This window comes from Allobacillus halotolerans (assembly GCF_018967645.1).
Classification (GTDB): Bacteria; Bacillota; Bacilli; order Bacillales; family Alkalibacillaceae; genus Allobacillus; species Allobacillus halotolerans.
Genome location: NZ_JAHLZF010000002.1, coordinates 157,969 through 181,275 on the forward strand (window position 1 = coordinate 157,969; position 23,307 = coordinate 181,275).

The window sequence follows — 23,307 nt, forward strand, 5'->3', positions numbered from 1 at the left end:
TGAAAATGACCATGGTCACAAACAAGGTCAAGGCTGGCGGATAAGGAAAGAGAGTTGTGCGGTTTAGTACTGTCTACTTGACAGGTACATGTACAACGCATCGAACCGCTCGACGAAGCGTGCCAACCGCTCGATAAACGCATCGAACCGCTCGATGAAGCGTTCTAACCGCTCAATAAACGCATCGAACCGCTCGACAAAGCGTGCCAACCGCTCGATAAACGCGACGAACCGCTCGACAAAACGTTCCAACCGCTCGATAAACGCATCGAACCGCTCGACAATGTACAACAGCCACTGAATCTAGACGGGAGTCGCCGAATCCGTTTAAGCTTCTTTCTTTTTCGTCCGAATCGTTTTAATAATTGGGAATATGAAAGATAGTACGGACATGATAATTAATACGAGTGAGATGTTATTTTCAAAAAATATGGAAATATTTCCGCCTGAAATGGTCATGGATTGTCTGAATGATTGTTCCATCATTCCACCAAGGATGAATGCGAGAATAAATGGTGGCGCTGGAAAGGCAAACATACGCATTAACAAGCCTAAGACCCCAAATGCCAATAATAAGTATAGGTCAAATACACTAAAGCTGATCGCATAGACACCAATAAAACTGAACATGATTACCAGTGAAATCAACATCGGTCTCGGAATCGTCAATAACCTTGCGATATACGGAATTAACGGTAAGTTCAAGATTAATAGAAAGATATTACCGATATACATACTAGCAATAATGCCCCAGAATACTTCCGGGCGATCGGTCATCATCATTGGTCCTGGCTGTAACCCTAAGACTAGAAAAGCACCGAGCATGACTGCCGTCGTTCCTGAACCTGGAATACCTAAACTAAGTAATGGAACGAACGCCCCACTGGTCGCTGCGTTATTTGATGCTTCAGGTGCAGCCAACCCTTTAATGGATCCTTTACCGAATTCATCTGGGTTTTTCGCAATCTTTTTTTCAGTGATGTAACTGATGAATGACGCGATCGTTGCCCCAGCACCTGGTAAAATACCTAAAATAAAGCCTAAAAATGATTGTCGACCTGCTGGGCCACTCATTTCTTTAAAATCACTTTTGCTTAAACGAAGGCTTCCGATTTCCTTCGCACTTCCAATGGATTTTTTATCACGATTCATGATTAGGTAGCATACTTCGGCAATCGCAAATAAACCAAGTGCGATGACGAGAAAATCGATTCCATCCAATAAATTCGCACTACCAAAGTTAAACCGTGCTGTCCCCGTTTGTGGGTCAATTCCAATCGTTGCAATCATGAAACCTATAACAGCTGAAATCATCGCTTTAATCGTCGAACCTTCTGACAAACTAGCGATGGCTGATAAGCCCAATAGCATCAATGCAAAATAAGCCGGTGGACCAAATGAAATAGCCACGCTCGCGAGCATTGGCGCAAAGATCATCAGCAAGACAACACTAATCGTTCCTCCAACAAAGGAAGAAATCGCAGCAATGGCCAATGCCTTCCCCGCTTTTCCTTGTTGGGCCATCGGATAACCATCAAATGCTGATGCCACTGTTCCGGAAATACCTGGTGCGTTTAAAAGAATAGAGGATGTTGAACCACCAAAAACGGCACCATAGTATACACCTGCCATCATGACTAATGCCATCGTCGGATCCATGCCATAAGTAATCGGGATCATAATGGCAATGGCACTTATCGGCCCCAAACCAGGTAACATTCCGATAAACGTACCGACAAACACACCAATTAAAACAAACATGATTCCTTCTAAACTTAATGCGACTTGAAAGCCTGTCGCAATTCCGTCAAGTGCTCCCATTATATCCCTCCTTTAAAATGGTAAGATTCCTGCTGGCAATCTAATTTGAAGCATATAAACGAAAATACTATATAAAATGACTGGAAATAAAATGGATACAATCGCATTAACCAAATGCTTTTTGTAACCTAAGTACCATGTAGAACTGAATACAAATAATACTGTCGCTAAAATAAATCCGAGTGATTCGAAAAACGTAATATACAAAAAGACAAATAGGAAAACGACCAATAGACTAATCACATCTTTTTTTGGAATGTGTCTTTTTGCTTTTTGTTCTTCGGAATCCCGATCTTTAGAGAAAAACAGACCTACTGATAAAGCAAGCAGTAACCAGCCGAGCGTTTTAGGTATAGCATCGGCGTCTACAGGAATATATGGATACGTCGGTAATTGATAACTTAAAATGAGGTAAAAAGCCGATAGAACTGCCAATACGATCGCAATTCGTTGGTTCACGTTTTTCAACACAGGATTCTCCTCCTCTCGCACAATGAATCTCGTATAAATAAACAATCAGAAGTCAACAGGGGACCCCTGCTGACTTCATAGGATAATAAATGATTCGTTATTGAAATCTATTATTCGTTCAATAAATCTAGCTCTTCCAATAATCCTTTTAAATTCTCTTTTTCTTCATCCAAGAAGTTTTTGTATTCTTCGCTACCCATGTACATTTCATTCCATCCGTAGTTCGAACGGATTTCAGCAAATGCTTCGGATTCGCTTAACTCTTTGAATTTTGTTTCGTAATAAGCTACTTGCTCATCCGTCATGTCTGCCGGGCCAAAGAAGCCACGCCAGTTAATGAACTTTTCATCAATTCCTTGCTCTTTCGCCGTCGGGAACTCAGATAGAGTTTCTCCTTCAAGTCTTTCTTCAGAGGTCACAGCAAGTACGCGAATTTCTCCGGCTCTCGCTTGTTCAACCACTTCACCGACACCTGTTGAGAAGACGTCAGCACTTCCATTAAGCACTTGAGTGATTCCTCCTGCGTCTGGAGCAGATACGTATTTGATTTTTGTAATGTCAACGCCTGCCGCTTTCGCAAAGCGAACGAATTGGATGTGGTCCATACTTCCAGGTGATGATGTTCCTACAACCGTTACACTAGAAGGATCTTCTTTCATTTGTTCGAATAACTCACTTAAATTCTCCCATTCAGCATCTTCACGTACAGCAAATGCACCATAGTCAGCAATGACGTTTGCAATTGGTGTGAAGTCTTCATGTCCATGTTCAGATTGACCGCTTAACGGCACTAATAGAATTGGAGAAGATGATACGAATAGGCTATGTGGATTTCCTTCTTGGTTAGCAATGTATGACCAACCAATCGCTCCTCCTGCACCTTCTTTGTTCACAACTCCAATACTCTCTTCGATAATTCCTTCTTCATTTAATACTTGTGCAGCCATACGGGCAGTCGTATCCCAACCACCACCGGCTCCTGCTGGTGCGACCATTTCGATGTTCTGATCAGGCGTCCATTCTCCACCTTCCGCATTCCCTTCAGAACTTTCTTCCGTACTTTCTTCATTGCTCTTTGAATCTTCTTGAGATTCTTCATTATCCTCGCCACCACAAGCAGCTAGGAAACCAAGCAAGAATACAAACAATAAAATAGCTAAAAACTTCTTCATGCTTCTACCCCCTAATAATTTTTGTTCAATTCACAAAATGTTCACTGTTTGTTATATTAGCACTTTAATATTTTGTTTGTAACCGTTTTCATTATTAGTAAAATAAAGACCATAAAGGTGATTTTGTTCATTTTGTTCACGAAAACAAAAAACCTCAACCCGTTCACCAGGTCGAGGTAAGCATTCGTATCTCTATTCATTAGATATTTGCATAATAATGTCTTTCTGGCCGACCGACGATTCCATACTCTAATTCTGCGTAGCACTCGCCAATTGAAATCAAATACTCCAAATATCTTCTCGCCGTCGTCCTGGATGCACCCATTCGCTCACCCATTTCTTCTGCTGTGAAGCCTTTTGATTCCTCTCTTAGAATTTTATTGACCTTTTGCAGGCTCAAAGGATCGATCCCTTTTGGTGTATCTTCTTTCAGTTGATTTTTCGATTGGAAACCAAAGTACTGGTCAAGGAACGTCTGATCGATTTCCTTATATTGATCTAACTCCAATTGAAACTTCCGGTATTTCTCAATCGTTTCAATAAAGCGGTCCATCGTAACCGGCTTTATGATGTAGTCAAACACACCTAATTGAAGTGCTTGTTTCACGACTTCTTTTTCAGTAGCCGCACTAATCATGATGATGCCGAGTTCTGGCTTTATCATGCGAATGTCATTAATCAATTCAGTGCCAAGGCGATCTGGCATATAGATATCCAACAACAATAAATCAATATCTACCGACTTAATCTTATTTATTGTATCTTCTGCGTTTAATTCTTTAAAAACGATTTTTACGTCATCCATTTTGGATAAAAACCCTTCATGAATGGAAGCGACCCGAAAATCATCCTCTGCTATTCCAATCCGCAACACATTAACCCACCTCGCTTTGTTGATCACTTAACGTTTTCGGTAAATAAACCGTAAATACAGTCCCATTTGAATCGGTATCAAAACTGATCGTTCCTTGTAAATCCACAACTACTTCTTCAACAATTGGCAATCCAAAACCACGATCTTCTTCTTTCGTCGAGAATCCCCTTGAGAAAATATTCATTTGCTTATCTTCTGGAATGCCTGGACCGTTGTCACTGACTTCAAAAATGATATCATTTCCGAGATCTGTTGCAAAAAACGTCACGCGTCGTTCTTCTTGATCTTGTACTGCATCCATTGCGTTATCAAATAAATTACCTAAAATCGTCGTTAACTTTGAAGTCGTCAGATGCTCTGGCAACTTGGCAAGCTGACTGTTTTCATCTACAGAAAGCTCAATCTTTTTCTCAGAAGCTTTTCCTAGTTTGCCGAGTAAAATGGCTTGTACAGGTTCATCTTTGATATGCTCAAACAAACTTTTTGTCTGTTGTTGGTAGAAGTAAGATTCTTCTTGGATTAAATCAATCGCTTCTTGATAGTGACCGAGCTGTAATAACCCAGACAGTACGTATAGCTTATTTGTGAATTCATGTGTTTGTGCCCGTAAATCTTCCGAGTAACTTTTCACTTCCGATAGCGCGTTGATCATCTGTTGCATTTCAGTCTTATCTCGGAAACTAGCAACAGCTCCGACCGTCTTGCCGTTTTCATATAGAGGGATTCGGTTGACGATCACATGCCGGTCTCTTAAAATGATTTCTTCGTCAATGTCTGGCTTGCCACTTTGTAAAACATCGTACATTTTTGTATTCGGTAATACATCTTCAATATGTTTATACTTGGCACGCTCATCGAGCCCAAGCATCTTTCTCGCCGAATGGTTTAAAAGTGTTATCATTCCTTTTTGATCGACTGCAATAATCCCTTCCTTCACGGAGCGCAAAACAGCTTTTCGATCACGGTAAAGACTGGCAATCTCGCGAGGTTCAAGTCCTAATATATCTTTTCGGATACTCTTTGTGAGAAATAGACCACCCACAGCTCCAACAAGAAGCACCAACAAGGAAAATAAAAACAGATCATTCAGCCGTTCAAAAATCATCCCCTTAATGTCTTCGATCATAAAACCGACTGAAACGATTCCAATAATATCTCCTTCTTGATTGAAAATCGGCGCTTTTCCGCGTAACGATGGTCCTAATGAGCCTACTGCTTCCGATTTATAGTATTCTCCTTGGATTAACGCCTTGTCGTTATCTCCGCCAACCATTTTTTTGCCGATTTTATGCGTTTCAGGGTGGGCAATCCGTGTACTTTCTGCATCTCCAACAACAATAAATTCAGAACCAACCCGCTTTCGAATATTTTCAGCAATCGGCTGAATGGTTTCGGTTGGGTTGGGATCATCAAAAGCATTGATCACTTCCGGCATCAGAGAGATGGACGTAGCTACATCAAGTGCTCTTTGCCCCATATGATCTTTGATTTGATTGTATTCTATGTATGATTGAATGGCCGTCAATGAGAAAGTAACGATAAACAAAAGGGTAATGAGCATCGTCATAATTTTTGTTTGTAACGAAAATTTACTTGCCATAGTCTTATTCCTTCCTTACTCTATTATCAATAGATTAACATGGTGAGCCAGCAATTGTTAGTAAGCTTTCAATATTTTGAAATTGATTTTTTCGGTGAGAGGTGATGATAAATGGCACAATTCATAACGAAGCTATTAGCAGGTATTCTCTTAATTCTTTTTTTGATTCGTCTGTTTAATAACCAATTAGAGATTCCTTCTTTCCTCTACTACGTAGTCGGTATGTTTTTCTTGTTAATTGTTTCCTTGACTTATTGGAAGGATCAAAGAATCGGATTGAGTTTATTTGTCTTGATTGTTGCAATCATGACAGGGTTCGTTGCTGTTGCAGAGATCTACTAGTTTACCTTGTGCCGTTTACGAATCGTGCAACTTTCTAGCGTACACCTCAACACATCCAATATATGTTAAACTAGGGATAATACATATAAGTAGGTGAACTTTATGGCGCTCACAGTTCCTGAAACCATTCGCCGGACGGCAACCGCCGGTGAACGCGTGTTGTTTCGTACGCTAAAAGAATTTTTACCGGAAGACTATATCGTTTACTATGAGCCTGAAATCCACGGCAGGAGACCGGATTTTGTCATCATCGGACCTGACCTTGGACTGATTGTATTAGAAGTGAAGGATTGGACCCTTTCGACGATTGTTCAAGCGACGAAGGATGAATGGATTATCTTCGGGCGGAACCAGCAGCAAGCCATAGAAACAAACCCCTACAAAAAAGCCGAAGAATTTACGTTTCACTTGATGAATTATTTAAAGAAGGACCAAAACCTCATTCAATCAAATGGACGGCACCGATTCAATTTAAAATTCCCATGTGGCTATGGTGCCGTTTTTTCCCGATTACAGACGGAGAATTTATCAAAAGAGAATCTCTATTCGGTCATCAGCCCTCAGTATTGCTTGGCCAGAAATGAAATCGATCCGGACCACGAGGATTTCTCTGAAGAAATTCTTATGGAAAAGTTAATGAATATGTTCAAGATTAATTTTCGACTACGCGAACCACTGCAGCGAGAAGACATTGATGCGATTCGTCATCATCTATTTCCAGAGGTACGCATTGGTGGAGAATATCAGGAACAGGCTCCTCATCAGGAGCAAATTCTGCTTTCGATGCATAATCTAAAAGCGATGGATGTCCACCAAGAAAACTATGCGAAAAATATCGGTGATAAAAACCGAATTATTCGAGGGGTTGCTGGTAGTGGTAAAACGCTAATCTTGGCAACTAGAGCCGCGCTGCTTGCTCGCGAAAACCCTGATTGGAAAATCATGATTCTTTGTTATAATGTATCGCTCGCCAATTACTTACGCTATTTGATCGACTTGAAAATTCAAGATTTAAAAGAAGATGGCGACCAGGTTTCTTTGTTTGAAACGTCAGGGCCTAAAAAACTCGGAGACATAGAAGTTTATAACTTCCATTCATTTTTAAAGGATAAATTCAATGCGAATGAAAATCGTATCCCTCATTTGATTCGATCGCTTCAAACGAGTACACAGTTTGTAGACCGATATGACGCTATTTTAATTGATGAGGGCCAAGATTTTGAGTCTGAATGGTTACAATTGGTCAGCCAACTGGTCAACCCACAAACGAGCTCGCTATTGTTAGTTGAAGACCGAGCGCAAGATATATACAAACGCCGTCGTACCTACAAACAGGATTTAGGACTCGATTTCACTGGGAGATCGCGAATCCTATCGATCAATTATCGGAACACGCAACAAATCGTCCGATTTGCATGGGAATTTTACCAGCGTCATTCTACTTTGAAAGATAAAGTCGCTGAGCAACATATTGAAGGAGAAATCATTGCTCCTAAATCGACCCCACGAAAAGGTCCTGAACCGTACGTCTATAAGGCTGACTCGTTCATGGATGAAATGAAAAAAGTTTGTGCGACGATTCAACGTTTGCACAGGAAGCATCATGTTCCTTACGATGAAATGGCCATTCTTTATCGAGTGAAAAAATCATCTAAACAAAATTACATTTCAATCATTCAAAGGCAATTAGCCAAAAATAACCTTCCTTTTTATTGGGTCGCTGAAAACCAAGGCACGAAGAAAACGTACTCCAAGGATGACGGAAAGATTAAAATCAGCACTATTGACTCTAGTAAAGGACTCGATTTTCAAGCTGTATTTATTGTCAATGTTGATAATATCCCATTTGAATTGGAGAAGGATAAAAATAGAGAAGCCGCCCTTCTTTATATCGCGATGACACGAGCTCACAAGTTTTTATCGCTCTCTTTCTCAGGCGAATCGGAATATACACAGTTTTTGGAGGAAATGAACGAGCGCTTTTCCCAAGACAGTATTCGCGCCGACAGTAGTTAAGATTTTCCTTCGGGCCGTAAAAATGTTTTTAAAAACCCTTGAACCACACACGTATGTGTATCGTTCAAGGGTTTTAGTTAATCTACAAATAATTCAACTGGAAATAGAATCAACTCTGGTACATACGTAACAAGAATCAACACGAGTATAAGCACACCCACTTGCGGGAATAAATACTTGAACATCTTCGGAACGGTAATTTTCGCAATGGAAGACGTAACAAATAAGCAGACGCCAAGTGGTGGTGTCACCATTCCAATCGTCAAGTTTACGGATAAGATTATCCCGAAATGGATTGGATCGATGCCCGCCGCCAATGCAAGCGGCAAGAATAACGGTGTAAAAATAGATACGGCACTAATCGTATCAATGAATGTACCTGCAATAAGCAAGATGACGTTTATCAACAAGAGCAACAGAATCGGATTATCCGCTACTGGACCGAGCATATTCAGTAACTGGTTCGGAATTGAATTAAACGATAAGAACCAGATAAATAAGGATGCTGCACCGATCAAGAAAATAATCGTCGCTGTCGTTTTTGCGGTTTGAAGTAAAATTGGCCAGAAGTCTTTGATTGTAATCTCTTTATAGACAAACATACCAATCACAATGGCATAGACCACGGCAATTACACCTGATTCAGTTGCTGTAAAGATTCCACTGACAATCCCGCCAATAATGATGATTGGCATAACTAATGCCAAGACAGCATCTTTTGCGCCGACGATAATTTCTTTAAACGTCGCACGGCGGTCACTCGCACGGTAACCCTCTTTTTTGCCGACAAAATAACTATAGATCATTAAGCCAAGGCCCATTAAAATACCAGGAAGCACCCCAGCAATGAACAAATCACCAATTGATACACTAGCGATGACTCCATATAGGATTAACACGATACTTGGTGGAATAATGGGACCGATTGTTGAAGATGTTGCAACAATACTGGCAGAGAAGCGTTTGTCATAGCCTTCCTTGTCCATGGCAGGAATCATCATGCCTCCGATTGCCGCAGCTGCAGCAATCGCTGTACCGGTTAAGGCTGAAAAGAACATACTCGCCAAGATGACGACCATTGCAAGACCGCCGGGAAGTGGACCAACCAATGTTTTCGAAAAGTTGATCAGACGTTTGGAAATTCCACCTTGTGTCATCAGCTCTCCCGCTAAAATAAAGAGCGGTACGGCAACTAAAGTGAAATTATTGACGCCTCCGAATATTTGTCTTGGAACATTGATTAACAGATCTGCGTCAGATAATACGATACCAAGAATGGTGACGGAACCTAGCGCAAAGGCAATCGGTGTTCCAAGAAGTATGAGTACAAATAGTACTGGAATTAACCATATCATGTGAACACCTTCCTAACATGATAGTATGCCATGAATACTGAGCTGATTGGCAGTGCCATATAGACATACGCCATTTTCAACGGTAGCATGCTCATCGTCTGCCCTGATTTAAAATTATTTTGTACCAATTCAGTACCGTAAAGAAACAGAACGACAATTAATACTCCGACAATGATAAATTCAATACTTTTTAGAACAATATTAATGCTCTTCGGAACTTTTTCGAATAAATCAACCTTTAAATGATCTCCATTTCTAATCGCTAGAGCCGCTCCAAAAAGAATGCTATAGACAAACGCAATCATCAAAGCTTCCTGCGACCATGTCAGTGGTTGATCTAAGACATATCGAAAAATCACTTGCAGGAAGGTAATGATGACCACTGACCCTAAGCAAAGTGTAATCACTACCTCAAGTAATTTTCCGATGAAGTTGTCTAGGCTTTTTAAAGCAGTCATACGAATCACCTTCACTTTAAAGTAGAATGCCCAGGAGAGAGTATCCCCTCCCGGGCAATCCTATTACTTATTGTTTTCAATTTTTTCGATTAAGTCTTGTGGGACTTCTTCAACAGTGTTTTTCACATCACTTGTTGCTTCTTTGAACGCTGCACGGTCTGGCTCTGTAACCGTTACACCTTCGTCTTCAAGCATTTGAAGAATTTCTTCCTCTTTGTCAGCCAATAGTTCTCTATGGTAATCCGTCGTTTCGTCCGTTGCCTCTTGAATCGCTTTCTGGTGTTCTTCACTTAATTCATTCCACAAATCTAAATTCATGACAGTAATCGCTGGATTATATGTGTGACCTGTCAATGAAACATAGTCTTGTACTTCGTAAAACTTCATTGATTCGATGGTTGGAAGTGGATTCTCTTGTCCATCAACAACTCCTTGATCAAGAGCAGAGTATAGTTCGTTAAAGTCAACTGGAGTTGGACTCGCACCGATTGCTTTCATATGCTCTTCCCATACTGGAGAAGGCTGTACACGAATTTGTAGTCCTTCAGCATCTTCTGGTGTGACAATTTCATTTTGATTGTTCGTCAAATGTCTGAAACCGATTTCCCACCAGCCAAGACCTTTCATGTTATGTTCTTCAGATAAAGCAAGTAATTCATCACCAATCTCGCCATCTAATGTGCTGTATGCGTGATCGCGATCTTCAAACAAGTACGGAATACCAAACACGTTCATTTCAGGTACAGTGTTCGAAAAGTTACTGTCTGGTGCAACCGTTGTCATATCCAACGAACCGTCCATAACTTGCTCAACTGCTTCTCCTTCACTACCTAATGTCGCATTCGGGTGAATTTCAATAGTAATTTCACCATCTGTTTTTTCTTCAACCAATTCTTTGAACTTCTCAGATGCCAAGTGATATTGGTGAGTCTCAGATCCTGTATGAGCTAGTTTCAATGTTTGTGAGTCTCCAGATCCTTCTGAATCTGACCCACCACATGCTGCAAGTGTTACCATTAACACGATGAGTAGTGTGCTGAATAAAATTCTCTTCATTTTAAAACTCCTTTTCTCTGTATATTTATTTTACAACCATCTTGCTCTACCAAAGATTTAATGGCTCCTTGGCGAGACGCTATCCTTTTTATCTATAGTAAGGTTTGACGCTATCTTTTATCCGAATCGTTTGTCTTTTCTTAATATTTAAGGTAAAAAATTTCAAGTTGTTATTTGTAATATCTAACTTCATACATCGTGCATCCGTTTGGTGATTTCCAAGGTCCATGCTTCATCCCTGGAGGTCTAGATGCAATCATGCCTGCGGTGAATTCTTTGTTCAATGTCAAATCAATGAATGAACCTTCTATAATGAAGACTTCCTCCCAGTAATCATGTGACTGGACTCCATTTGGTGTGGTATCTGTACCAGGTTCAAATTCCATGATTCTCACTAAATCCTTGCCTTGATCGTCTTGTGAAATCATTCGTTGGTATAGTCCATCCACCTTGCCATCAATTTTTTCTCTTTTGAATTGGTGGTAATCCGTAAACTCCACTGATGGCCGGCTCATTCGATCACCTCCCCCTAGACTTTATTTTGGTTGAATCAGTATAGATGTGGCACCCGACTATCGAAAATCGGCACTTCTTTTCTGACTTCCAATACTCTATCTGGATTTAAAGATCCTGTAAGTGTTTCTTCCTTGTCATCCGATCCTTGTGCCAATACATCTCCCCATGGGTCGATAATCATGGATGCACCAGCGTATTCAACATCATTCAAAGATCCAACGTTATTGGAGGAAACGACATACATTTGATTTTCAATGGCTCTTGCGACTTGCAAGCTCGTCCAGTGTCTTCTTCTTGGTGTCGGCCATTCTGCGACGACGAACATTACTTGGGCGCCGTCCATAGCTAGTTGGCGAGCCAATTCAGGGAAACGAAGGTCATAACAAATGATGACACCCATTTTTACCCCTTCTAGCTCAAAGGTTTTGACCTTTTCTTGCCCACCAGTTAAATAAAGTGGTTCGTTTAGCATTGGGACTAAGTGAATTTTGCTATATTCATGCACAAGATTACCTTCTCGGTCGAAAACGAAGCTTGTGTTGTACACTTTTCCATCAATTTTGTTAGCTACAGAGCCACCGACAATATTGACGTCATACTCTTTTGCCAGATCACTTAGGAAGGATCGAGTTGGCTCACCAGCATTGTCTGCAATATCTTGAAGCTGATCCAACGTATAAGAAGTTGTCCACAATTCTGGCAGAACAATCGTATCTGGCTTCTCACCTTGTGAAAGCTCCTCCACCCACTGCTGGACTTTCTCTCTATTTTTTTCAGGGTTACCAGCAACAACTTCCATTTGATAAATAGCGAATCTCATTGTTCATTACTCCCTTTCAATATTGATGATGTCGTATTCTGATGTGATTTCGTCATTGTTGACAGGGTCTCTAAATGTCATACGGAAAGCTGTTCCATATTTGAAGCCGTCTTTTAACGGGACAGTTCCTGAAAAGAAAATACTATTTTTCTTTGGCGCTTCTACCTTTTCAATATATTGAATGATTTCTTCATAAGGCATAATAGCTTTCAAGGAATCCTGTTGGTAATCAACCCATTCACCGTCCACATACACCTGAGAAGTTAATTCTAGTTCATCCCAATGATCGAGAACATCTTGGAGTTTCCATGCTTTCGTAGCAAATGGTTTCCCACAGACTTGCTTTGATTTATTGATATCAACTGTTTCCAATCCACGATCTGTGTGATCACTTCCGACTGTTACATAAACGTCTTCGGATGAGTCACCAAAGATAAGAACGACTTCTGCTTCTCCGCTTGTTTTCTTACCAACCACTTCCATTGCTTGATTCTGAAAGATGGTGTTGCCACTGACTGGGTAAAGCATTGGCACTTCTTTTGGTTCAGGAATACCAATTTCAGCAAGCTCTTTAATATGAGCATAAGTATTTTCTTTGTTTCGTCCTGTGTAACCGATGCAGAAAGCTTTATGAATGGCTAGCTCTTTTGTTTCTCCGGCTACATCGAGTTGATAAGTTGTTTTAGACATATTAAAGACCTCCTAGTGAATCGCTTTTCTCTTTGTTGTTTTTCAACTGCTCACGCTGTTTTTTGACAGAAGACGCCGTTGTCAGCAAGTGGTGTCTCATTAAATCGGCTGCCTTTTCTTCATCTCTTTCTCGTAATGCATTGACAATTTCTCTATGCTCTTGGATAACTTCTTCCATCCGTCCCTCTTTGGAAATGGCCGCATGTCCGATAAGTCGGGTGAGATTATAGAGTTCTTGCAAGATTTGCTCCAATATATTTTGGTTGGAAAGTTTAAGCAAATGGCGATGAAGGATTTGATCCAGTTCTATATAACGAATTCGATCGTTATTTTGGATAGCTATTTGTTGTTCATCAATCAAGGCATCCAACTTCTTCAATTCTTCATCCGTAATATGGTCAATAAGCATTTTCACGCTTCTCATTTCGATGGATATTCTCAGGTAGAGAATTTGCTCCATATCGTCCTCGTCGATTCTTCGGACTTTAAAGCCTTTCCTTGGAATGTGGATGAGCAATCCTTCTTTCGTCAAATCTCCTACCGCTTCCCTCACAGGCGTACGGGAGATATGTAACGATTCAGCCAGTGATGTTTCAGTCATCATTTGGTTCGGATCTAACTCTCCACTGAGAATGGATCGTTTGAGCTGATCATATACAATTTCTTTTGTCGTTTTCCTTCTTGCGATGGGTTCCAATGATTTCACTCCGAATAAATAATTAAGTATGAATAACTTATAGCTGCAATAAAACGCTTTCATGAAATAGATAAAACAGCTGTTTGTGTGTGCACTGTATTATGTATACAGTATAAGTGAGGGCCTTCTAAATTGTCAAATAAATTTTATCTAGAAATATTGACGGGTTAGATTGAGCTGATCTTTGGGCTGTGGGAGGGAGCTTGCCGAATACAATTAGGCGGGTATTTGCATTTTCAGTTATTGAGAATGGCCTATCGAGTACGGAAGACGATCATTTTCTTGTGCTTCCGTTGTTGAGAGCGTCTATCGAGTACGGAAGACGATCATTTTCTTGTGCTTCCGTTGTTGAGAGCGCCTATCAAATACGGAAGATGATCATTTTCTCGCGCTTCCGTTGTTGAGAGCACCTATCGAGCACGGAAGACGACCATTTTCTCGCGCTTCCGTTGTTGAGAGTGCCTATCGAGCACGGAAGACGGCCGATTTCTCGCGCTTCCGTTGTTGAGAGCGCTTATCGGACACGGAAGACGAACATTTTCTCGTGCTTCCGTTGTTGAGAGCGCCTATCAAGCACGGAAGACGAACATTTTCTCGCGCTTCCGTTGTTGAGAGCGCTTATCGGACACGGAAGACGACCATTTTCTCGCGCTTCCGTTGTTGAGAGCACCTATCGAGTACGGAAGACGACCATTTTCTCGCGCTTCCGTTGTTGAGAGCGCTTATCGGACACGTATTAACTTTTCATTCACAAAAAAACTCCCCATAGTCAACCAGTTTTCTGGTCTTATGAGGAAGTTGTTATTTTTATTAAGTTTCATCCATCGCTTGTTCAACATTGTAAGGGGTAAGATCAATTTCTACATCTTGCCCTGTCGCTAACTGTGATAATAAATATCCTAAATAAGGTCCGCTCGTTAAACCTGAGGAACCTAATCCATTGGCGACAAATAGATTTTCAGTTTTAGGAGCTGGTCCAATTAATGGGAGCGAGTTTGGCGTGAACGGGCGGAATCCAACTCGGACTTCTTTAAACGTTGCATGGTTTAACCCCGGTGCAGCTGAAAGAACATTATTCAATATTTCATGAATTCCTTCTGCTGTAGCTCGGTGATCAAAACCGACATCGTCTTCGTGCGTTGCCCCGACAATCACTCGTCCGCTGCGGTTTGTTAATAGATACAATTTATTTAAACCGATAATTACCGGCCAATTTCCTGGGTCTTGATCAGGCAATTCTAAATGAAGTATTTGTGCACGTTGTGAGCGAACATTAAATTGAAGTCCAAGATCACTCAATAATTGATTTGACCAAGCGCCTGTCGTATCAATTACTTGGTCGACATCTATGGTTTCTTGACCGGCATGAACTGCACTCACTCGATTTCCATCTCGGATAAGTGTTGCATCTGCGTTCACATACCGCGCTCCATGTTTTTGTGCTGCTCGCAATAGAGAATCTTTCAGAGCTCGACCATTCACCCGAGCTCCTCCTGCAATGTGTACGGATTGAAATTCCGTACCCAACGCTGGAAAATAAGCTTGTGTTTCTTCTTCATTCAATTTCGTAAGTTCCCCGATTTCTGGGGCATCTTTTCTTCTTTCCACACCTCGCTGGTACATTTTTTCAATAATAGCTGGGTCGCGGTGCAAGTGAAGGGCGCCCACTTTTTCATATCCCGTATTCGATTCACCGTCTTCATTTAGTTGGTTCACCAAATCAGGATAGTAGCGCGCTCCGTTTTTTACAAGCACGTACCAATCTTTATTGCGGCGCTGAGTTAACCAAGGGCAGACGATTCCCGCTGCCGCGTGTGAAGCTCTGCCAGGTTCTTCTCGGTCAATAATCGTTACATCTTCTCCCTTTTTAGCTAAATGATACGCACAGGATGCGCCCAATATACCTGCCCCGATGACAGTAATCATATATTTTATCCTCCTCGTTCGTTCACATTTCTTCATATGTAGAATGACTGATTTCTTTATTTTCACATAGGAAGGAGTCGATTTAAAATCATTTGGATTGTTTAACCGGATCGTTGCAAGGAAATAAAACAGAAATAGGAGGCGGTTGTATGTTTTTTAATGGCTGGGAACCACTCATACGAATTCTTATTTTAGGGATTTCGAGTTACTTTTTCCTAATATTTTTCTTGCGCATATCCGGTAAACGTACGTTATCTAAAATGAACATGTTTGATTTAATTATTACCGTTGCCCTTGGTTCCACATTTGCAACGATCATATTAAACAGCAAAATATCCTTATCCGAGGGGATTGTTGCTCTCGGTCTGTTGACATTTCTGCAATATCTCGTTGCATGGTTATCGGTTCGGTCAAAAACATTCCGTAACCTAATCAAATCAACACCTGTTCTGTTATTTTACGAAGGAAGATATAAAACAGATGCCATGAAGGTAAATCGTGTCCATCGTTCTGAGATCCTACAATCTGTGCGCGAACAAGGTATCGGATCGTTGGATCAAGTGAAAGCGGTCGTCATGGAGACGAACGGTTCATTATCGATTATTAAAAAAGCAAATAATGATGATGAGAATGCTTTGCAGAATGTTACTGAGCTAGATGGAAAATAGGATGGGAATTTGATTTGACGTGGAAACGGATTCTCGTGGACCTTTTTACATGCTTGATAGACGCGTCCAGATGTTGAGACGAATTCTCGATGATCTTTTACATGCTTGACAGACCCGGCCTGGTTTTGAGTTGTCTGCTTTGAACTGCACCCATCATTGCAAACGCATAAAGAGGAGTCTTCTTTCGGAAGAAGATTAAAAAGAAAAATGCTTCTTCAAATAGTTTGTCACTATGAGAAGGAGCATTTTTACGAGATATAGTTGAAGTTATTTTTTAACTGTACTTCTTGGAACAGCAGCATGACTCTTCTCCATATGACGATGATTCTGTTTTATTTGGTTGCCTTTTTGAATCGCGTCTCTTGCTCGTTCCTTATCTCCCATCAATTGGTAGCCATGAGATAGACTGATATACGTGTCCGCTAACGCCTCTGAAGGCAATCCTAAACGAATGGCACGTTCAAAATAAGGTACAGATTCTGTTTCCTTTCCCACTAACATTAAACTTTGTGCACATTCATAGTTAATGGAAGCATAAAAAGGATAGATTTCAGCTAAACGGATCAATAGGACGGTTGATTTATTGAACTCTCCATTTTTTCGTAATACCATTGCTCGATTTAATTCTTCTTCCACCTTATTCACTCCTTATGATGGACGACTTATGATATGTATTCGATTAAAAACGCAAAAAAGTGGCTATCTTTTATCAATTGATAGCCACTTTCTTCATATTGCTCTATTTTATTTATACATATGCAGGTTGTTTCTCGAGCATTGTTCCTTCTTCCGCAAACCGCGTATGCCAAGATAATGCTTTTTCCAATACGTGTGGTGTTTGTCCGCCACGTGTTTTTGCTTCTTCATAGTATTCACGAAGTTGTTCTTTATATAATGGATGCACACAGTTATCAATAATTTTTTCTACACGTTCTCTCGGTGCAAGACCGCGAAGATCTGCGTATCCTTGCTCGGTAACGAGAACGTCTACATCATGTTCCGTGTGATCCACATGGGGAACAAATGGCACGACACTTGAGATATCGCCATTTTTCGCAATGGATTTCGTTACGAAAATTCCAAGGCGTGCGTTTCTCGCAAAGTCACCAGAACCACCGATTCCGTTCATCATCTTCGTTCCACCGACATGTGTGGAGTTCACATTTCCGTAAATGTCGAACTCAAGCGCTGTATTGATGGAAATCAAGCCCATTCGACGGATTAATTCCGGCTGGTTGGAAATTTCCTGCGCACGCATAACGAGACGATCTTTATATTCCTCGAAGTTCTCAAAAACTTTTTTCATTTTTTCTTCTGACAATGTGATGGAACATGCAGAGGCAAAGTTAACTTTACCAGCATCGATCAAATCGAACACCGCATCTTGCAATACTTCTGAGTAAACCTTCAAATCTTCAAAATCAGAATCCAATAATCCGTGTAAAACCGCATTCGCAATGGATCCAATTCCGGATTGAAGTGGTGCCAAGTTCTTGGTTAATCGACCTGCTTCGACTTCATTTTCAAGAAAACGAATGAGGTGGCCAGCCATCAGCTTTGTCTCTTCATCTGGGGGAACAATTGGAGATGGAGAATCCGCTTGATTTGTGAAGACGATTCCTTTGATTTTAGCTGGATCGACTTTGATTCCTTTTACACCGATTCGATCTTCTGGTTTCGTAATATCGATTGGTCCGCGTTCGCCTTGTTTCTCTAATGAAAACAAGTCATGAACCCCTTCAAGAGAAGTTGGCTGTGCCACATTTAATTCGATTAAAACATTATCAGCATACTCTACGAAAATAGCAGAGTTTCCAATCGATGTCGATGGAATAATCATACCATCTTCTGAAATAGATACCGCTTCCACAATAGCGTAATCAATTTTGTCTAACGTTCCTTGACGCAACATTTCGGATGTGTGAGACAAGTGCTGATCGACAAAATAAAATTCACCATCATTTAATTTTTTACGCATCGTTGCATCCGCTTGGAATGGCAAACGTTTGTTTAAAATTCCCGCTTCAGCAAATAATTTATCCACATCAGAGCCTAAAGAAGCTCCTGTGTAAACGTTTACTTTTAATGGGTCCGTTTTCGCTCTGTCTACCAGTGCGAAAGGTATTGCTTTTGCATCGCCAGCTCGTGTGAAACCGCTCAACCCTAACGTCATACCATCCTGAATCCAGGAAGCAGCTTCCTCCGCTGATACGACATTATTTCGCAGTTCCGGCTGGTGAATACGTTCATAACCCTTTTCCATAAAACACCCCGCCTTTCAATGTAAACCTTTTCATATATAGTTTACCCAATTTATTGGTGTTGAGGGGCGTTTTCGGACAGACGCTTCCACTTCATGATCGAAACAGTAGATTTATGCATGAGCCAGCAAATTAAAATCCTAGCAATTTTCTGAAATAACTAGAGTGTGTTTGACTGACAGGAATCTTTGCGCCGTTCTTCATTTTCAGCTCAAATGTCGAATGAGTATTCGGATAAATTGCTTCAATATGATGGATATTGATCACAAACGAACGGTGACATCGAATAAAACGATCTCGTGGCAAGAAAAAATCGAATTCATTCAGCGAATTTCGATGTGTCCCAGATGTGTTCTTGCCGATCACGTACGTTTTACGGTTCTTTGCTTCAATATACAAAATATCTTCAAAAGGCATCGGGATCCACCCATCCGCTACTTGTACCGTCACCACGGATAAAGCATCACTTAAAGCAGGGAAAACAGCAGTCACACACCCCGCGATTCGCCCGTTATGCTTGTACGGTACCGCCATGCCGTAATAAGGAACACCAAACACATCACGGTCGATGTATTCCGAGACCTTTTGTTTTAACTTTAAAGCTTTCGCTGTAATGGTCCCTTCAACGACTGGGTCACCGGGTTTGATTTTCAAATCGATCCGCTCACTCGGTCGATAATAAAGATAATTTTTAGTGTCAGACAGAACGATTGATGTCTCCTCGGTGTATAAATCACCGATGATATCAATCAACGTTTCTGCACGGATGTTTAACATGTTCATCACCTAGTTTACGCTATTTATCGTTCTTATTTTATCAAAAATATGAACGCTTTCTGACTTAACCGATCCATTGAATAAGAATAAAGGTAAGTAACGAAAGAATAATCGATCCGTATAATCCCGCCTTTAACGCATTGATTCCATTGCTTTTGAACGAAGACAGTTGGACATTCAATCCAATACCAACCATCGCCATCCCCATCAGTAGATAGGATCCATCAATGATTCGGTCAGCTATATTTTCTGGAATCTGAAAAATCGTATTCAACGTACTCATGATCGCAAATCCGAAAATAAACCAAGGCACCATCGATAAGGAAAAACGTTTCGATGATTCCTCTTTTTCTTTTTTCGCGAATACAAATCCAATGAAAATAATGACCGGAACGAGTAAAGCCACACGGATTAATTTGACTAATACAGCCAGATCGACAGCTTCACTTCCACCGGCAGCTCCAGCTGCAACTACGTGGGCGACTTCATGTAATGTCGAACCTGAAAACATGCCGTATTGGTCAGCTGTAAAGTTCATATATTGATACCCTATAGAATACACCAAGGTAAATATGGTTCCCAATAAAGCGATTGTTCCTGTAGCAATTGCAATATCATTATTTTTCGTTTTAATTTGTGGTGCTGTCGCAATGATTGCAGCCGCTCCGCATATGGCCGTTCCACAAGCTGTTAAAATGCCAAGCTTCTGGTCAACCTTTAATAGTTTACTAAACGCATAAACAACTGTAAAACCTATAACTACCGCAAAAACGGCCAATAAAATAACCTGCCAGCCTGCTTCATAAATTTCGTATAAATTCAATTGCACACCTAAGAGAATAATCCCTAAACGTAATAGTTTTTTCGTCGAGAATTGGATTCCTGGTTCGAGCTTCTTATTTTCTTTGAAAATCATTCGCCAGACCATTCCTAATAAAATGGCGATGACGAGCGGTCCCATAATTGATAAGAAAGGAAGCTTCGCCAATTGAATGGCTAACGAAGCCAAAATTAACGCAACGAAGAGACCTGGAAAGTACCCTTTTTTGAAAAAATCCATACTGACACTCAACCCCTTTTCTACTTTCACTTTAATAAACAGGGGTTGATTAGTAAAATAGATAATAATGATGATCTCTATTAAAAATACTAATAGTTATTTTTTGCAAAAAGGGAGTGTACTTAAATGAATGTTGATGCGTTCCGAACGTTCATGACCCTTGCTGAATTGAAAAATTTCACGAAAACAGCTCAGGCTTTGTATATCTCTCAACCGAGTGTCAGTATGCATATCCGGTCGCTGGAAAATGAATTAAATACAGAACTGTTTATCCGCTCACCAAAAAAGCTTCAAATTACGCCAACAGGTGAATTGCTTTATGAACGCATTAAACAACTTTTCTCAATCTACGAGCAAACTGTTGAAGATATTTTGGAAATTCAACAATCTGTCCAAGGTAAGCTTTCAATCGGTGCGAGCTTTACGGTCGGAGAATACATTGTTCCTTCGTTGATGAAGAGCATGCAATCGGCTTATCCTGAGGTAGAGTTTGATATTACGATTGGGAATACCGATGAAATTATTCAGCTCGTTCAACAGTTGGATGTCGATCTCGGCTTGATTGAGGGACAAACGAGCTCAAAAGATTTACATGTAGAACCGTTTATGGAAGACGAGCTATTTATCGTTGCCGCTCCGAATCACCCGTTGTCCAAAAAGGAAACCGTAATGATCGATGATTTACAAGACCAAGTGTGGATCAGTCGCGAAGAAGGTTCGGGTACACGGGAGTATCTTTCCCACCTCATTCGATCAAACGGCTTACGACCAAAATCTATGCTGTCTATTTCCAGCAATCAAGCCATTAAAGAAAGCATTATTGAAGGGATGGGTCTATCTCTTTTATCCAAGCATGTATGCAAAAGAGAATTGGAACAAAATCTATTAACGAAGCTACCACTCGAAAAGGAACCATTCACGCGAACCTTTTCGAGCATCACCTCTCCTTTGCTCGTCAACAAACGCAATGTTGAGGCATTTTTTCGTGAAATAGAAAATTTGGAAGACCGGTAGTCTACTGAGGGACCATATATTTCAGCTTAGGGAGCAAATTTTATTAAGTTGGGATCATATTTACCGAAGTTGGACGTATATATAGTCATTCAGGGTGCATATCCGACCATCTTGGCACATATACTTCTCTATTGGTCCCATTTATTCTCGAAAAAACGAGTGAGCTAACCGCTTCACTCGTCTTCATGTCGAGGTCGATGCATTTTTTGTGAAGTTGAAGCTTGGAAGACCGGTAGTCTGCTGAGGGACCATATATTTCAGCTTAGGGAGCAAATCTCATTAAGCTGGGAACATATCTTCCGAAGTTGGACGTATATATAGTCATTCAGGATGCATATCCGACCATCTTGGCACATATATTTCTCTATTGGTCCCATTTATTCTCGATAAAAACGAGTGAGCTAACCGCTTCACTCGTCTTCACTCATTTTAGTAATCTTTACTTTCCCTATCGTCCGTCTATCCAGCTCCAAAATGGAGAACTTCAATCCTTCGTATTCAAATTCCTGATCCTGCTTCGGAAAGTCCGTCAGTTCTTTTAGGATAAATCCTGCCAGCACGTCCTCTTCTTCTGGAATCTTTGTTTGGAATAGAGAGTTCAACCGATGTAGCGTGATCTTTCCATCGCAAATGATTTCATTTTCCGAGAGCTTCTCAATTAATGGATCGTCTGTCGGATCAAGTTCATCTTCAATTTCAAGTCCAATCATCGCTTCAATCATATCTTCCATACTTAAAATGCCCTCTGTTCCACCATATTCATCAAGGACAATGGCCATATGTTTATTTTCCTTGATCATTCGCTTGAACACCCATTCACTATTATGGAACTCATACACAATAAGTGGGTGCATATCCGCGAAGTCTGTAAGTCTTTTTTCTGGTTCGGCTGACCATTGAATAAGGAATTTTGAATGAAAGATTCCAATCAAGTGATCAATCGTTTCATCATAAACAGGATACCGGGTGTATGGATTAGCGATGACAATCTCTCTCACTACTTCATACGTTGAATTATGTGGCAAGCCAACGATTTCTACACGCGGTGTCTTTAACACATCTTTTACATTCAATCGGTTAAAATCCAAAACCCCGATGATACGGCTTGATTCTTCTCTCTGAAACGTTCCCTCTGAATCGGCCATCTCCACCATTGTCCGAAGCTCTTCTTTTGAATAGGTATTAACGTTTTTCTGACCCTTCGACAAAGCTTTCGTGAGCATGCCTGTTAACCAATTCAATACGATCGTGAATGGTTTGAAAATAAACGTAAAAAACCGAATGATCGGATAGACAAGCATGCTGATCCGATCAGGAAAAGTAGCAGCAACCGATTTCGGAAAAACTTCAGCGAACACAATAACGGTAATGGTTAAGATGGCTGATGCGATTCCAACATTGACGCCTTGCTGAATGGCGAATGTCGTCACTAAGGTTGGCAGCAAAATGTTTGCGATATTATTTCCAATTAAAATCGTCGTTATGAATTCACTCGGTTTCGATACCAAGTCCAATAGTTTACCCGCTTTCGCATTCCCTTGATTATATTGCGTCCGTAAACGCATTTTATTGGAAGCTGTTAATGCTGTTTCACTACCTGAGAAAAACAGTGAAACAAACAGCAATAAAATGATGGCTATGATCATGATTCGCTCTCCTCCATCTAGATAAGTATGTATGCTTCTTACTATAACCACTCTTTGTTATTTACAT

Annotated in this window: 23 protein-coding genes; 4 read left to right on the forward strand and 19 right to left on the reverse strand. The window is 40.7% G+C overall.

Going from position 1 to position 23,307, the window contains the following annotated elements; genetic code table 11:
- Nucleotides 1-63: 63 nt before the first annotated feature.
- The 6 genes from KQ486_RS02460 to KQ486_RS02485 form a co-directional block, all read right to left on the reverse strand.
- Nucleotides 64-291 (reverse strand): hypothetical protein, encoded by a 228-nt coding sequence (locus tag KQ486_RS02460; protein WP_216686680.1) that lies wholly within the window; start codon nt 289-291, stop codon nt 64-66.
- Nucleotides 292-327: 36 nt separating this feature from the next.
- Complete coding sequence (locus KQ486_RS02465) at nt 328-1,821, reverse strand: tripartite tricarboxylate transporter permease (protein WP_144161157.1); 1,494 nt, start codon at nt 1,819-1,821, stop codon at nt 328-330.
- Between the two features lie 12 nt (nt 1,822-1,833).
- A complete protein-coding gene (locus tag KQ486_RS02470) occupies nt 1,834-2,292 on the reverse strand; it encodes a tripartite tricarboxylate transporter TctB family protein (protein ID WP_144161155.1) in 459 nt (152 codons plus the stop codon).
- Nucleotides 2,293-2,402: 110 nt separating this feature from the next.
- Nucleotides 2,403-3,464 carry a tripartite tricarboxylate transporter substrate binding protein gene (locus KQ486_RS02475; RefSeq protein WP_144161152.1) on the reverse strand — a complete coding sequence of 354 codons (1,062 nt, stop codon included), beginning with the start codon at nt 3,462-3,464 and terminating at the stop codon, nt 2,403-2,405.
- Between the two features lie 199 nt (nt 3,465-3,663).
- The gene (locus KQ486_RS02480) at nt 3,664-4,338 is read right to left on the reverse strand and encodes a response regulator (RefSeq protein ID WP_216686681.1); all 675 of its coding nucleotides are present in this window, start codon (nt 4,336-4,338) and stop codon (nt 3,664-3,666) included.
- Between the two features lies 1 nt (nt 4,339).
- Nucleotides 4,340-5,938, reverse strand: coding sequence for an ATP-binding protein (locus KQ486_RS02485; RefSeq protein WP_216686682.1), 1,599 nt, complete (start codon nt 5,936-5,938; stop codon nt 4,340-4,342).
- A gap of 111 nt (nt 5,939-6,049) precedes the next feature.
- On the opposite strand from KQ486_RS02485, the gene KQ486_RS02490 reads away from it, so the two are divergent.
- On the forward strand, nt 6,050-6,280 hold the full coding sequence (locus KQ486_RS02490) for a hypothetical protein (RefSeq protein ID WP_144161143.1): 231 nt from the start codon (nt 6,050-6,052) through the stop codon (nt 6,278-6,280).
- A gap of 102 nt (nt 6,281-6,382) precedes the next feature.
- On the forward strand, nt 6,383-8,296 hold the full coding sequence (locus KQ486_RS02495) for a DEAD/DEAH box helicase (RefSeq protein ID WP_216686683.1): 1,914 nt from the start codon (nt 6,383-6,385) through the stop codon (nt 8,294-8,296).
- Nucleotides 8,297-8,373: 77 nt separating this feature from the next.
- On the opposite strand, the gene KQ486_RS02500 is transcribed toward KQ486_RS02495, so the two are convergent.
- The 8 genes from KQ486_RS02500 to KQ486_RS02535 form a co-directional block, all read right to left on the reverse strand.
- Nucleotides 8,374-9,651: a TRAP transporter large permease gene (locus KQ486_RS02500; RefSeq protein ID WP_216686684.1), complete on the reverse strand. Its 1,278-nt coding sequence runs from the start codon at nt 9,649-9,651 to the stop codon at nt 8,374-8,376.
- Complete coding sequence (locus KQ486_RS02505) at nt 9,648-10,109, reverse strand: TRAP transporter small permease (protein ID WP_216686685.1); 462 nt, start codon at nt 10,107-10,109, stop codon at nt 9,648-9,650. The genes KQ486_RS02500 and KQ486_RS02505 overlap by 4 nt, the downstream gene beginning before the upstream one ends.
- Nucleotides 10,110-10,172: 63 nt before the next feature.
- Nucleotides 10,173-11,165, reverse strand: a complete 993-nt coding sequence (locus tag KQ486_RS02510; RefSeq protein WP_144161132.1) for a TRAP transporter substrate-binding protein — start codon at nt 11,163-11,165, stop codon at nt 10,173-10,175.
- A gap of 170 nt (nt 11,166-11,335) precedes the next feature.
- The gene (locus KQ486_RS02515) at nt 11,336-11,680 is read right to left on the reverse strand and encodes a cupin domain-containing protein (protein ID WP_144161129.1); all 345 of its coding nucleotides are present in this window, start codon (nt 11,678-11,680) and stop codon (nt 11,336-11,338) included.
- A 35-nt stretch (nt 11,681-11,715) separates the two neighbouring features.
- A complete protein-coding gene (locus KQ486_RS02520; protein WP_144161126.1) occupies nt 11,716-12,501 on the reverse strand; it encodes a carbon-nitrogen family hydrolase in 786 nt (261 codons plus the stop codon).
- A 6-nt stretch (nt 12,502-12,507) separates the two neighbouring features.
- Nucleotides 12,508-13,191 (reverse strand): DUF2848 family protein, encoded by a 684-nt coding sequence (locus tag KQ486_RS02525; RefSeq protein WP_216686686.1) that lies wholly within the window; start codon nt 13,189-13,191, stop codon nt 12,508-12,510.
- Between the two features lies 1 nt (nt 13,192).
- Nucleotides 13,193-13,888 (reverse strand): GntR family transcriptional regulator, encoded by a 696-nt coding sequence (locus KQ486_RS02530; RefSeq protein ID WP_144161120.1) that lies wholly within the window; start codon nt 13,886-13,888, stop codon nt 13,193-13,195.
- 810 nt (nt 13,889-14,698) lie between these two features.
- Entirely contained in the window at nt 14,699-15,814 is a 1,116-nt protein-coding gene (locus KQ486_RS02535) for an NAD(P)/FAD-dependent oxidoreductase (protein ID WP_375713317.1), read from the reverse strand.
- A 149-nt stretch (nt 15,815-15,963) separates the two neighbouring features.
- Here KQ486_RS02535 and KQ486_RS02540 point away from each other — a divergent pair, with 149 nt between their 5' ends.
- Nucleotides 15,964-16,482 (forward strand): DUF421 domain-containing protein, encoded by a 519-nt coding sequence (locus KQ486_RS02540; RefSeq protein ID WP_144161117.1) that lies wholly within the window; start codon nt 15,964-15,966, stop codon nt 16,480-16,482.
- 267 nt (nt 16,483-16,749) lie between these two features.
- Here the strand turns inward: KQ486_RS02540 and KQ486_RS02545 are convergent, their stop codons facing one another.
- The 4 genes from KQ486_RS02545 to KQ486_RS02560 form a co-directional block, all read right to left on the reverse strand.
- On the reverse strand, nt 16,750-17,118 hold the full coding sequence (locus KQ486_RS02545; protein ID WP_144161114.1) for a tetratricopeptide repeat protein: 369 nt from the start codon (nt 17,116-17,118) through the stop codon (nt 16,750-16,752).
- A gap of 112 nt (nt 17,119-17,230) precedes the next feature.
- A complete protein-coding gene (gene scpC / locus KQ486_RS02550) occupies nt 17,231-18,745 on the reverse strand; it encodes a succinyl-CoA:acetate CoA-transferase ScpC (RefSeq protein WP_216686687.1) in 1,515 nt (504 codons plus the stop codon).
- Between the two features lie 130 nt (nt 18,746-18,875).
- Complete coding sequence (locus tag KQ486_RS02555) at nt 18,876-19,520, reverse strand: LytTR family DNA-binding domain-containing protein (protein ID WP_144161108.1); 645 nt, start codon at nt 19,518-19,520, stop codon at nt 18,876-18,878.
- Between the two features lie 64 nt (nt 19,521-19,584).
- Entirely contained in the window at nt 19,585-20,580 is a 996-nt protein-coding gene (locus tag KQ486_RS02560; protein WP_216686688.1) for a YeiH family protein, read from the reverse strand.
- 126 nt (nt 20,581-20,706) lie between these two features.
- Between KQ486_RS02560 and KQ486_RS02565 the strand changes: the two genes are divergently transcribed.
- Nucleotides 20,707-21,594, forward strand: coding sequence for a LysR family transcriptional regulator (locus KQ486_RS02565; RefSeq protein WP_144161102.1), 888 nt, complete (start codon nt 20,707-20,709; stop codon nt 21,592-21,594).
- Between the two features lie 410 nt (nt 21,595-22,004).
- Here the strand turns inward: KQ486_RS02565 and KQ486_RS02570 are convergent, their stop codons facing one another.
- Nucleotides 22,005-23,240 (reverse strand): hemolysin family protein, encoded by a 1,236-nt coding sequence (locus KQ486_RS02570; protein ID WP_144161099.1) that lies wholly within the window; start codon nt 23,238-23,240, stop codon nt 22,005-22,007.
- Nucleotides 23,241-23,307 lie beyond the last annotated feature (67 nt).